An 11282-nucleotide genomic window follows, 5' to 3' on the forward strand; every position below is an offset into this window, starting at 1 on the left:
CTCGACGCACCGTGCGAGTCCAAGACGCTTGCTGCGTGAACCTGGAGAGGATTTCGGAGAATCCCAGGGGCCACCGCGCGCCGAGAGGGGGAACGCGGCGCGCGGGGCTCAACTGGGACTTCATACGGCGGTATCGCTTTTGGGGGAGGCAATAGCCGCCGCTGCGTCTCACTCTTTGGGAGGAAACGTGGCGGGCATGTTGAAGATCATTCGCAACGCCGTCAAGCCCGGTACCTCACTCAGCGTACAAGCGGACAATCTTTTCCCAGGAAGTGGTTCATTTTTACAGCCACATCATCATCAAGAGGTGATGAAATGTGGTATTCAGCGGATAATCGGTCCATGACGACAGACGAGGCATTCTTCACCCTCTACGGCGACCTGCCACGGCTGGGTCCTGGCAGTGACGCCTGCACACGTGAGGCATTGGGGCGCCTGCCATCCCTGCCACCCGCCCCCCGCGTCGTGGACCTGGGCTGCGGCAACGGAAGACAGACGTTGGTGCTCGCCGAAGCCTTGCGGACCCCCATCCTCGCGGTGGATCTCCACCCACCCTTCCTCCACCAACTCGAACAGGACGCCCGCGCGCGAGGACTGCAAACCTTCATCCAGACACGCTGTCAGGACATGGGTGCGCTCGACCTCCCCCACGAATCCGTGGACCTGCTCTGGTCCGAGGGTGCCATCTACCATCTGGGCTTCGGCCCCGGCCTCACGCGCTGGCGGCCCCTGCTCGCCCCCGGAGGCGTCACCGCCATCACCGAGTGCACCTGGCTCACCGACGCCCGCCCCACCGAGGCCGTGGACTTCTGGGCCCAGGGCTCCCCCTCCATGGGCACCGTCGAGGAGAACCGCGCCGCCGCCCACGCCGCGGGCCTCGAGGTGCTGGACACCTTCACCCTCCCGCCCTCCGCGTGGTGGGACAGCTATTACACCCCGCTGCTCGAGCGCGCCCGGCGCCTCGCCCCCACCGCCGACGAGCCCCTCCGCCAGGTCATCGCCGACGCCCACCGCGAGACGGACCTCTACCGTCACCACGGCCACGCCTACGGCTACGTCTTCTATCTGTTGCGCCGCCCCACCTGAGCGATTGCGCTGTCCTGGGAATGCGACAGGAATTGAGCCCCACCGTCAGGGCTCGGCCTTGTGGTTGCCCTGCACCCGGGCACCCACTCACACCCCTGGGTCAAAGAAATACGGACATGCATTTTTTCCAGAAATGGTGTCTATGTCGCTGAAGGCAAGTTAGTCCCCGTCACGCACCCAGCGACGCCATGTCCCCTCCCCCCAAGGGCCGTGGTGTGTCGAGCCTCAGGACGTCGAAGGAACGCAATGTTGATGGAGCAGTGGGCTCACCGATTCTTCGAGCTCTCGACCGAGCTGTTCGCGGTGCTGGGCTCGCAGGGACGGATTCTGGAAGCCAACCCGGCCTGGAACGTGACGGTGGGTTGGTCCCCCACGGAGCTGCGGCTGGAGGGCTATCGGGGCTTCATCCATCCCGAGGACCTCGCCTCGGTGGACTCCCGGTTGGAGTCGCTGACGCGGATGATGGGCACCACCCGCTTCTCCTGCCGCTGGCGCTGTCGGGACGGCACGTGGGCCTGGCTGGTGTGGAGCGTGGCCTGCTCCGCGGTGGGCGGCCCGCTGTACTGCACGGTGCGCAGGCTGGAGTCGCCTCCCGCGCTCGAGCCGGGGCGCGCCTCGTCCGAGGCCAGCGGCCCGCTGCCGCCGTGGGCGATGAGCGACAGCCTGCCCCTGGGGCTCTACGTGGTGGAGGTGCGCACGGGCACCGTCCTCTACGCCAACCACCGCTTCTGCCAGCTGTGGGGCATCGAGTCGCTGGAGGCCGCCCTTCGAAAGGGCCAGGTGTCCCACGAGGACGTGCTCGGCCACTGCCTGCGCGCGGGTGACGCGGCGAGCGTGCTGCGCCTGGTCTCCGCCGAGACGCAGCTGGACGTGCCGCCGCTGCACGCGGATGAAGCGCGGCTCACCAACGGCCGCACGCTGCGCAGGCTGTCCACGCCCATGGGCGCCAGCGGCGACGAGTCCCGCTACCGGCTGTTCGCGTTCGAGGACGTCACCGAGCGCAAGCGCACCGAGGAGGCCCTGCACCGCTCCGAGGAGAGCTTCCGCAAGCTCATCGAGACGGCGCCCGAGGTCATCTTCGTCCACCGCGACCAGCGCTTCGTCTACGTGAACCCCACGCTGCTGCGCGCGCTGAAGTACGACCACGCCAGCGAGCTCATCGGCCGGTCCATCTGGACCATCGTCCACCCGGACGACCTGGACCTGGTGCGCCAGCGCGTGCACGCGGTGGTGGCTCGGGGCGAGCTGGCTCCGCTGCGCGAGATTCGCTACCTGCGCCGCGACGGCACCTGGTTCGACGCGGAGAGCGCGGGGCTGCCCGTGGACTTCGACGGCGTGGGCGCCGTGGTGGTGATGGCGCGCGACATCACCGAGCGCAAGCGCATGCAGGCCCAGCTGCTCCAGTCGGACCGGATGGTGCTCGCCGGCACGCTCGCCGCGGGCGTGGGCCACGAAATCAACAACCCGCTCACCTACGTCATGGCCAACCTGGAGTCGGCCCTGGACGCGATGCACCGGCTGGGCGGAGAGCTGGGGAGGACGTTGCCCGACGGCGCGCTCGCGCCGAGCTGGTCCATGACCTTGAAGGACACGGTGGAGCTGCTCAAGGAGGCGCACGAGGGCGCCACCCGCGTGCGCAACATCGTCCGGGACTTGAAGTACATCTCCCGCCAGGAGGAGGAGCGGCGCGAGCTGCTCGACGTGCGCGAGTCACTCGAGTTCTCGCTCAAGCTGGCCTCCAGCGAGCTGCGCCCGCGCGCCCAGGTCATCAAGAGGTACGAGGACGTGCCGCGGGTCCACGCGGACGCGTCGCGGCTGGGGCAGGTGTTCCTGAACCTCGTCGTCAACGCGGCGCAGGCCATCCCCGAGGGGGACCCGACGAACCAGCGCGTGACGCTCTGGGTGCGCCCGGGGCCTCACGGCGGCGTGGCGGTGGACGTGAGCGACACGGGCAGCGGCATGCCCCCCAGCGTGCTCGCGCGCATCTTCGACCCGTTCTTCACCACCAAGGCGGTGGGCTCGGGCACGGGCCTGGGTCTGTCCATCTGCCATGGCATCATGCGCAGCCTGGGCGGTGACATCACCGTGCGCAGCGAGCCGGGACGCGGGACGACCTTCACGGTGCTCCTGCCCCCCGCGCCCGCGGACGCGGCGCCTCGCGAGGTGCCCGTGCTGCCCCCGCCCTCATCCGAGCGCGCCGGTCGGATGCTCGTCATCGACGACGAGCCCGCGGTGGGGCGCTCGCTGGCGCGCATCATCGGCAAGCGCCACCAGGTGACGGTGGTGAGCAGCGGCGAGGAGGCGTTGGCGAAGCTGGACTCGGGTGCTCCGTTCGACGCCATCTTCTGTGACCTGATGATGCCGGGCATCACCGGCATGGACGTCTACGAGCGGGTGCGTGAGCGGGAGCCCGGGTTGAGCCTGCGCTTCATCTTCATCACGGGCGGCTCGTACACGGCGCGGGCGCGACAGTTCCTGGAGCGCATCCCCAACCCGCGCATCGAGAAGCCGTTCGACGCGCAGATGATTCAGCAGCTGGTCGGAGAGGTATTGGCCGTCGGGGTCGACGGCGATGTCTCCGGCTTGAAGTGAACCCACCGCGCCGGACGTCCCGGCGCGCCCCTGAAGGGAGTTCCCTGGTGATTGGCGGCGGTTTCGTCATCGATGCGGTTACGCACGCGTACAACCTGCACCCGTCCAACTGGCGCGCCGGCAAGTACGCCGAGTCCCTGGCCCAGCTCATCTTCGGCCTGCACTCGGGGCTGTCCGGCGACACGCACCGTGTCGTGAAGCCGGAGCAGTTCATGAAGGACTGGTCCGTGGACGAGCTGGCCCACATCCTCTTCGTGGAGAGCGACATCGACCTCGCGGTGCACCACGTGCTGCCGCTGCAGACGCTCTACACGGACGGGCTGTGCTCGTACGAGAAGACGCTCGACATCAAGCGGCGCTTCCCGGACCGCTTCCTGGTGTACGCGGGCGTGGACCCGCTGCGCGGCACGGCGGCGCTGGAGGATTTGGAGAAGCAGGCGGAGGAGCTCAAGCCCACGGGGCTGAAGCTGTATCCGGCGGCGTGGCTGGGGGACTCGTTCAAGCACACGGGCTGGCGGATGGATGACCCGCGCATCGCGTTCCCGCTGTTCGAGCGAGCGCAGAAGCTGGGCATCAAGAACATCGCGGTGCACAAGGGCCTGCCGATGGGGGCGGTGCCCATCGAGGCGTACAAGGTCGACGACATCGGCGGCGCGGCGGATGCGTTCCCGGACCTGAACTTCGAAATCGTCCACGGCGGCATGGCGTTCCTGGACGAGACGGGCATGCAGCTGTCGCTGTTCCCCAACGTGTACGTGAACCTGGAGGTGACGGGGGCGCTGTTGGTGAAGCGCGAGCGCTGGTTCGCGGAGTCGCTGGCGCAGCTGCTCAAGTGGGCGGGCCCGGGGAAAATCATGTGGGGCTCCGGCACGGTGTTCAGCCACCCGCAGCCGGCGCTGCAGAAGTTCTGGAACGACTTCCAGCTGCCCGAGGAGCTCACCCAGGTGTGCGGCATGCAGGTGACGCCCGAGGTGAAGCGGATGATTCTCTGCGACAACTACGCGCGCTACGCGGGCGTGGACGTGGACGCGGTGAAGAAGCGCATCGCGAACGACGAGTTCGCGCGCAAGAAGGCGCAGGGGAACATCCAGCCGTACAGCTACAAGGGGGGCCAGCCGTGACGGCCGTGGAGAGCGCGTTGCGCGAGCGCATCCAGGAGATCCCGGACCCGTGCAGCCTGGCCACGGGCGTGCCGCTGGGCATCGGGGAGATGGGGCTCATCGAGAGCGTGGTGCACCAGGAGGGGAAGGTGACGGTGCGTCTGCACATCACCTCGCCCATGTGCATGATGGCCGCGTACTTCATGCGGGAGATCGAGCAGCGGCTCACGGGACAGGACGGTGTCGAGTCCGTGCACGTGGAGTTCGACCACGACTTGAAGTGGACGCCGCAGGACATCCACCCGGAGGCCCGGGAGCGGCTGGCGGCGAAGCGAATCACGATGCTCGGGGGGCGGATGATTCCCCGCGGTGAGGCGCCGACGTCGCGCTGAAGCGTGCTGTTCGTCTGGATTGGAGCGGGCTCGTCATCCGGGTGGGTGACGGGCCCTTTGCTTTGGGATGGGTATGGCGCGATGGATGGTGGTGTTGCTGTCGCTCGTGATGGGCTGTGCTTCCGAGGACCACGGGCTGCTGCGGTACCAGCGGTTCGGTGAGGGCTCGCCGCGGGGTGGGCGCGAGGACGTGGCGTCGGTGCATGGCGCGGTCCTTCACTCCGTCGATGAGGTGAAGGGCTCCTTGGGTGGGACGCGCGCCGCGCTTGTCGTGCTCGAGGAGCGGCCGTCGGACTTCGGGGGCCGGGGGTTCGATGGGGTGTTCGGGAGGTATCTCGAGCAGGGGACGCGACAGCTGACGTGGGCTCGGGGCGAGCTGGGGAGCGCGATGCTGTGGATGGGCGAGGCCTCGGAGGTGGAGGACCCGGACATGGAGCTGGCGCTGCTCCGGATGGCGGGGCCTCGGCTGCAGGCGGCGATGTTCGGAGCGCTGCTGGCGGCGACGTGGGTGGACTTCCTCCAGCTCGCGGACGCGGTGCTTCGACACTGCGCGGTGTGCGGGTCGGAGAAGTTGTTCGTGGACCTGGACCGGGTCCAGCGGTTGATGGAGCCCACGCTGAAGGAGCTCGCGTCAAAAGACTCCGTGCGCATCGAGGCGGCGGCGACGGCGATGCCGGTGTTGATGGGGACGTTGACGCGCGAGTTCGAGGGGATTCGTCGGGAGACGCGCGAGGCGATGGAGGTGGGCGGGAAGGTGATGGTGGCGGTGCAGGTGCTGGAGATGGCGGCGATGGTCTCCACGCTGAAGATGTCGCTGCCCCGGGTGCCTCCGGCCGCGCCCATGACGATGGGAGTGGGGCTGGTGATGAGCTCGGGAGGGGTGATGACAGGCTCGCGAATCGTCGTCTCCGCGGAGTGGGTGGAGATGATGCGGAGGCTGGTGCAGGCGGGTGTCATCTCCGCGCCGGCGGTGAGCGCGGCGGTCCGCATCCACGGTGGCCAGGTGCTGATGGCCCAGGCGAATCAGGACCTGCCCGAGGGCGTGCGTGAGGCGCTGGGAGACAGCCCCGAGGTGCGCGGCATGCGGGTGACGGACAGAGCGGGCGCGGGCATGGCCGACACGCCGAAGCACCATGTACTACCGAGAGAGCACCGCAAGTGGTTCGAGCAGCGCGGCTTCAAGGGGGACATGGACATCGACCAGTTCTGCGTCCGGTTGGAGCAGGCTCACCATGAGGCGATTCACGGTGGAGGCAACTGGAAGCTGGGACGCACGTGGCCCGGGGAATGGAACCGACTGACCATGGAGGCTTTGCATGCGGCCGAAGTTGAACGTGGCCGGATGTTGACGCGGAATCAGGTCCTCGACATCGTCGCGGAACTCATGGAGATCTATGACGTTCCGATCAGATTCGTGACAGGACGCAGCCGATGACTGACGGCCGTTCCTGGCAGGGCAATTGGAAAGCACGACTCCATGAGCGCGTCCGTTCGCGAGGCTACGAGTCACTCACAGCTTTCGCTGAAGCTCGCCCCACCGCATCGTTGGTTGCGTTGGCCGAGGAACTTGGTCCGGACGATGTTTCCGGAGTGCAGGTGTACAACGAACTGGTTGCCGAAGCGGTACGCAACCATCGAGTCACTCGGTTGGTGCGCGGGCAGCTCGTGCGCCACCTATGGGGCAGCCTCCCCAACGGCTGGCCAGCGGAGATGGATGACGACAATCGATTCAAGGTCGCCAAGGCACTTGGATTGTGGGCTGGATTCATCCCTGAAACCCATAAGGAGCGAGGCCGACTTGCCAGGGAGGAGCTTCGCTCCAATCCCCCGCCCGCGGGCTGGCGTCCACTCGGTCCCGACGACGAGCTTCTCCGTACGCTCCTGCCCGACGAAGAAGCCTGACCCCTCAGTCGCGCAACAGCCGCTTTCCCTCCAGCACGTGCTCGGACCAGGACTGTGACGAGTTCAGCGTGGGCACGAGCCGCGCCTTGAGCGCATCACCCTCGATGGGGTCCGGCACCGACTCCGGGAGATAGATGGCGCCACGCTCGCTCGGCCGCAGCCACGCGCCGATCTTTGCCTCACCGTGGACGACCAGATGCGCCGCATCCGTCACCTCCGTGACGAGGTTGCCGGACAGCTTGAGGTCCCCCTCGATGAACACCTGGGCGTCGTCGACCAGCAACAGGTCTCGCGCAATCAGCGAGCCCTTGATCCACAGCGGCACATAGACGTCCACGTCGTGAATCACCAGCGGGCCGTCGACGATGAGGTCGCCTTCGATGACACACACCCGCTGCTCCTCATTCTGCACGGACGTCGGACCACTCAACGAGAGCGAGCCCTCGTGCACCACGAAGTTGACGTCACCTCCGCCGAAGAGGTCCGCGTAGTCGACCGAATCATCGCTGACCTCGAGCAGGTCGTAGCGCTCGAGGCCCTCCTCCGTGTCCAGGGGTTGGAACCGCGCACCAGGGAGCGTCGTGTAGGGCTGGGGCTTGAGGGACATATGAACCGAGGCTACAGCACCCGCCGCACGAGCTGGGGAAACACCTTCGACACCTTTCCCAGCAGATAGTCCCCATACGTCCCACTGAAGGCGTGGACGCTCGCACCATCCCATCGATGTGCACGGTCTTCATCCACGGCCACGTTCGGCAGCGGCGGCACCTCCGCGGCGAAGTCCGGGTCGAAGAACAACGGGAACGAGAGCCGATCCCTTCCGCTCACGTTCTTCACCCGGTGCGGCGTGGAGCGATACCAACCTCCCGTGAGCCGATCGAGCATGTCCCCGATGTTGCACACCAACGTCCCGGGAATCGGCGGCGCCTCGACCCAGCCCCTTCGTGACTTCACCTGCAGCCCACCGTTCGCGTCCTGCGCGAGCAGCGTCAGCAACCCATAATCCGTGTGCTCACCCACGCCCCAGCGCTCCTCACCATCCACGGGCTCCGGCTCCGCCGGATAGTGGAAGATGCGGAACAGCACCGTGGGGTCCGCCGTGTACGCACGGTGGAAGTAGTCCCGCTCCAACCCCAGGCTCTCCGCCACACCCTCCATCAGCGCATGCGCCGCGCGCGTGACCCGGTCCATGTACTCGAGCACCACGCCGCGCAGCTCCGGCAGGTCCTCCGGCCACAGGTTCGCACCGTGCAACGGCCAGCCCGCCTTCACGCGCGGATGCTCGGGCCCCAGCTCCGTGCCCAGGTAGAGCCCCTCCTTGCGGTCGGGCTTGCCCGACGTGAGCTCGCCTCCCAACGGAAACCACCCTCGCCACGCGGGACCACCGCGCGCCATGTCCATGGCCTCCTTCGCCTCACGCGGCAGCGCGAAGAAGCGGTGACTCAGCGCCTCCATGCGCGCGACAAGCACATCGGGCACCCCATGCCCCGAGACGTAGAAGAAGCCCGTGTCACGACACGCCTGCTCGATGTCGCGCGCCACCTGCCTCCGAGCCTCGGAACCAGATGTGTCGAACAGCGGGGACATGTCGATGACAGGCAGACTTCCGGACGAGGAGGGGACTCCGGCCATGCCCCGAGCCTACACCGGCCCGCACTCGGACCGTGTGGGGTCGATGACGCCTGACGCGGCACTGCCGACGCTCCAGTCCTCACCCGAGGCCCCAAGCGTCCACCAGGGTCGCGCGTCGCGGGTGTGCAGAGAACCTCCGCGCGGGTCAGCGACTCACGTCGCTGACACCTGCTTCTGTGGGCACACACGAAACCGCGCACGCACTCCTGGCAACAACGAAGAAAGACGCCTCGGAGCGCCACTGCCGCGTGGCGTGGGTCCTCGTGGTCCCATGGAGAGCAACCCGAGCACGGACGTGTGCCGCACATCCCGAGCAGGCGAGCGTGACGTCACGCACGTGGCGCTGGACCCGACCTGTCCCCGGGTGGAGAGTGCGCCGCGTCTGCCATGTCCACGTCAGCACCTCCTGAATCGTCTCACGCCACGCTCAGCCCCGGGCTCGTGTGGCTCATGGCCGCCGCCTCCGGCGCGACCGCCGCCAACCTCTATTACAACCAGCCCCTGCTCGGAGACATCGGCCGGGACCTCGGTGCCTCGGGCGGGATGCTCGGCCTCGTGCCCACGCTCACCCAGGTCGGCTACGCGGCGGGCATGCTGCTCATCGTCCCGCTCGGTGACAGCCTGGAGCGACGGCGCGTCATCGTCACCATGTCCGCGCTCGTGAGCCTCGCCCTCGTCGGCGCCGCGCTCGCCCCCACCCTGCCCTGGCTCGTCATCGCCAGCTTCCTCGTGGGTGCCACCACCGTCGTCCCCCAGCTCCTCGTCCCCTTCGCCGCGCACCTCGCCCCCGCCGCGCAGCGCGGCCGCGTGGTGGGCACCGTGATGAGCGGCCTGCTCATCGGCATCCTCCTGTCGCGCACCGCCGCCGGCTTCGTGGGCACCCACCTGGGCTGGCGCGCCATGTTCTGGCTCGCCGCGGGCTTCATGCTCCTGCTCGCCATCGTGCTGCGCTTCACCCTGCCCTCGCAGCCGCCCGTGGCCGCCATGCCGTACCCGGAGCTGATGCGCTCGCTCGTGCACCTGGCGCGCACCGAGCCCGTGCTGCGCATCCACGCCGTGCTCGGCGCCCTCACCTTCGGCGCCTTCAGCGTCTTCTGGTCCACGCTCGCCCTGTATCTGGAGAGTCTCCCCGAGCACTACGGCTCCCAGGTCGCCGGACTCTTCGGCGTCGTCGGCGTGGTGGGCGCGCTGATTGCCCCCGTCGTCGGCCGCTACGCCGACTCGCACGGAGGCCGGCGCATCAACATGTTCGCCATCGGCGTGCTGCTGCTGTCCTTCGTCGTGATGTGGCCGCTGGGTCGCTGGCTGTGGGGCATCGCCCTGGGCGTGGTGCTGCTCGACCTGGGAGTCCAGGGCAACCACATCTCCAACCAGACCCGCGTCTACGCCCTGCGTCCCGAGGCTCGTAGCCGCCTCAACACGCTCTACATGGTGACCTACTTCGCCGGCGGCGCGGCCGGCTCGTGGCTCGGCACCACCGCGTGGACCCACGCCGGCTGGACGGGCGTCTGCGCCGCGGGCGCGGCACTCTGTGTCCTCGGCCTCGCCATCCTCGCGCTGAGCCACCGACGCGAGGCCTGAGCCTCCACTCAGGCCCCTCGTGACGGGCGACTACGTGCTCGCCACCTTCAGCACCACCTTGCCCCGCCCATGCCCGGAGTCGAGCCGGCGGTGCGCGTCTCCCACCTTCTCCAACGGCAGCACCTGGTCCACCACGGGACGCAGCTGCTTGCGCTCGATGAGCGCCGTCATCTCCTCCAGCCGACGCCGCTCGCGCGTGAGGAACACCCCGTGCAACGTCTGGTTGCGCGGGTACATCCCCGACACATCCCCCTTCACATCCAGGATGGTCGCGAGCCTCCCGAAGGCCCGCGTCGCCGGGATGCTCGGGACGATGTTGCTGCCCACCGTGTCGAACACCGCGTCCACGCCCTTCCCGCCCGTCTCCCGCAGCGCCACCTGCGCCACGTCCTCCTTGCGGTAGTCGATGGCCAGGTCCGCGCCGAGCTCCCGCAGCAGCTCCAGGTTCGCCGGGCCCGACGTCGCCAGCACCCGCGCGCCCGCCGCCTTCGCAATCTGCACCGCGAACGTGCCCACGCCGCCCGCGCCGCCGTGGATGAGCACCGTCTCACCCACCTGCACCTGGAGCCTGCGCACCAGCGCGTCCCACGCGGTGCCTCCCGCCAGCGGAATCGCCGCGGCCTCCTCGTGCGAGATGCTCGCCGGCTTGCGCGCCACGATGCTCGCGCTCACCAGGTTCAGCTCCGCGTAGGAGCCATGTGGGTTGCCGAAGATCTCCGGCGTATAGAAGACCTCGTCCCCCGGCTTGAAGTCGGTGACGCCCGGCCCCACCTGCTCGACGACGCCCGACGCGTCATAGCCCAGGACGACAGGCGGCTTCAGCCCCGCCCAGGAGCCGTCGTGCCGCAGCTTCGCGTCCACGGGGTTGGTGCCCGACACCAGGACACGGACGACGAGCTGCCCGGGACCCGGCGTCGGAGCGGGGACATCACGAACCTCGAACAGCTCAGGACCGCCGAAGCGGGGAAGCACCATTGCGCGCATGGCCAGCCGGAGT

General features: G+C 68.3%; 11 protein-coding genes. 8 read left to right on the forward strand and 3 right to left on the reverse strand.

The features are described 5' to 3' along the window. The first annotated feature begins 196 nt into the window (after window positions 1–196). The 7 genes from LXT21_RS31525 to LXT21_RS31555 all read left to right on the forward strand — a co-directional run bounded on the left by LXT21_RS31525 (window position 197) and on the right by LXT21_RS31555 (window position 7072). Window positions 197–346 carry a hypothetical protein gene (locus tag LXT21_RS31525; protein ID WP_254041921.1) on the forward strand — a complete coding sequence of 50 codons (150 nt, stop codon included), beginning with the start codon at window positions 197–199 and terminating at the stop codon, window positions 344–346. Then, entirely contained in the window at window positions 343–1086 is a 744-nt protein-coding gene (locus tag LXT21_RS31530) for an SAM-dependent methyltransferase (RefSeq protein ID WP_254041922.1), read from the forward strand. The genes LXT21_RS31525 and LXT21_RS31530 overlap by 4 nt, the downstream gene beginning before the upstream one ends. Window positions 1087–1338: 252 nt before the next feature. Continuing rightward, on the forward strand, window positions 1339–3678 hold the full coding sequence (locus tag LXT21_RS31535) for a PAS domain S-box protein (protein WP_254041923.1): 2340 nt from the start codon (window positions 1339–1341) through the stop codon (window positions 3676–3678). A 47-nt stretch (window positions 3679–3725) separates the two neighbouring features. Next, window positions 3726–4799 carry an amidohydrolase family protein gene (locus LXT21_RS31540; RefSeq protein ID WP_254041924.1) on the forward strand — a complete coding sequence of 358 codons (1074 nt, stop codon included), beginning with the start codon at window positions 3726–3728 and terminating at the stop codon, window positions 4797–4799. Beyond that, entirely contained in the window at window positions 4796–5170 is a 375-nt protein-coding gene (locus tag LXT21_RS31545) for a metal-sulfur cluster assembly factor (protein ID WP_254041925.1), read from the forward strand. The genes LXT21_RS31540 and LXT21_RS31545 overlap by 4 nt, the downstream gene beginning before the upstream one ends. A 73-nt stretch (window positions 5171–5243) precedes the next feature. Beyond that, entirely contained in the window at window positions 5244–6605 is a 1362-nt protein-coding gene (locus tag LXT21_RS31550) for a DUF2380 domain-containing protein (RefSeq protein ID WP_254041926.1), read from the forward strand. Then, entirely contained in the window at window positions 6602–7072 is a 471-nt protein-coding gene (locus LXT21_RS31555) for an NUDIX hydrolase (RefSeq protein WP_254041927.1), read from the forward strand. The genes LXT21_RS31550 and LXT21_RS31555 overlap by 4 nt, the downstream gene beginning before the upstream one ends. A gap of 4 nt (window positions 7073–7076) precedes the next feature. Here the strand turns inward: LXT21_RS31555 and LXT21_RS31560 are convergent, their stop codons facing one another. Both LXT21_RS31560 and LXT21_RS31565 read right to left on the reverse strand, forming a co-directional pair. Beyond that, complete coding sequence (locus LXT21_RS31560; RefSeq protein ID WP_254041928.1) at window positions 7077–7679, reverse strand: hypothetical protein; 603 nt, start codon at window positions 7677–7679, stop codon at window positions 7077–7079. 11 nt (window positions 7680–7690) lie between these two features. Further along, entirely contained in the window at window positions 7691–8704 is a 1014-nt protein-coding gene (locus LXT21_RS31565) for an isopenicillin N synthase family dioxygenase (RefSeq protein ID WP_254041929.1), read from the reverse strand. A 450-nt stretch (window positions 8705–9154) separates the two neighbouring features. On the opposite strand from LXT21_RS31565, the gene LXT21_RS31570 reads away from it, so the two are divergent. Then, window positions 9155–10285: an MFS transporter gene (locus LXT21_RS31570; RefSeq protein WP_407667074.1), complete on the forward strand. Its 1131-nt coding sequence runs from the start codon at window positions 9155–9157 to the stop codon at window positions 10283–10285. A 30-nt stretch (window positions 10286–10315) separates the two neighbouring features. Here LXT21_RS31570 and LXT21_RS31575 read toward each other — a convergent pair whose 3' ends face one another. Beyond that, window positions 10316–11260: a zinc-dependent alcohol dehydrogenase family protein gene (locus LXT21_RS31575; protein ID WP_254041931.1), complete on the reverse strand. Its 945-nt coding sequence runs from the start codon at window positions 11258–11260 to the stop codon at window positions 10316–10318. Window positions 11261–11282: the final 22 nt, after the last annotated feature.

This window comes from Myxococcus guangdongensis, from assembly GCF_024198255.1.
Lineage (GTDB): Bacteria > Myxococcota > Myxococcia > Myxococcales > Myxococcaceae > Myxococcus > Myxococcus guangdongensis.

Excerpts from the sequence above, each read along its gene's own strand:
- LXT21_RS31555 (WP_254041927.1), top strand. The coding sequence starts at position 6,602 with ATGACTGACGGCCGTTCCTGGCAGGGCAATTGGAAAGCACGACTCCAT.
- LXT21_RS31565 (WP_254041929.1), bottom strand. The coding sequence starts at position 8,704 with ATGGCCGGAGTCCCCTCCTCGTCCGGAAGTCTGCCTGTCATCGACATG.
- LXT21_RS31525 (WP_254041921.1), top strand. The coding sequence starts at position 197 with ATGTTGAAGATCATTCGCAACGCCGTCAAGCCCGGTACCTCACTCAGC.
- LXT21_RS31575 (WP_254041931.1), bottom strand. The coding sequence starts at position 11,260 with ATGGTGCTTCCCCGCTTCGGCGGTCCTGAGCTGTTCGAGGTTCGTGAT.
- LXT21_RS31535 (WP_254041923.1), top strand. The coding sequence starts at position 1,339 with ATGGAGCAGTGGGCTCACCGATTCTTCGAGCTCTCGACCGAGCTGTTC.
- LXT21_RS31550 (WP_254041926.1), top strand. The coding sequence starts at position 5,244 with ATGGCGCGATGGATGGTGGTGTTGCTGTCGCTCGTGATGGGCTGTGCT.
- LXT21_RS31570 (WP_407667074.1), top strand. The coding sequence starts at position 9,155 with ATGGCCGCCGCCTCCGGCGCGACCGCCGCCAACCTCTATTACAACCAG.
- LXT21_RS31560 (WP_254041928.1), bottom strand. The coding sequence starts at position 7,679 with ATGTCCCTCAAGCCCCAGCCCTACACGACGCTCCCTGGTGCGCGGTTC.
- LXT21_RS31530 (WP_254041922.1), top strand. The coding sequence starts at position 343 with ATGACGACAGACGAGGCATTCTTCACCCTCTACGGCGACCTGCCACGG.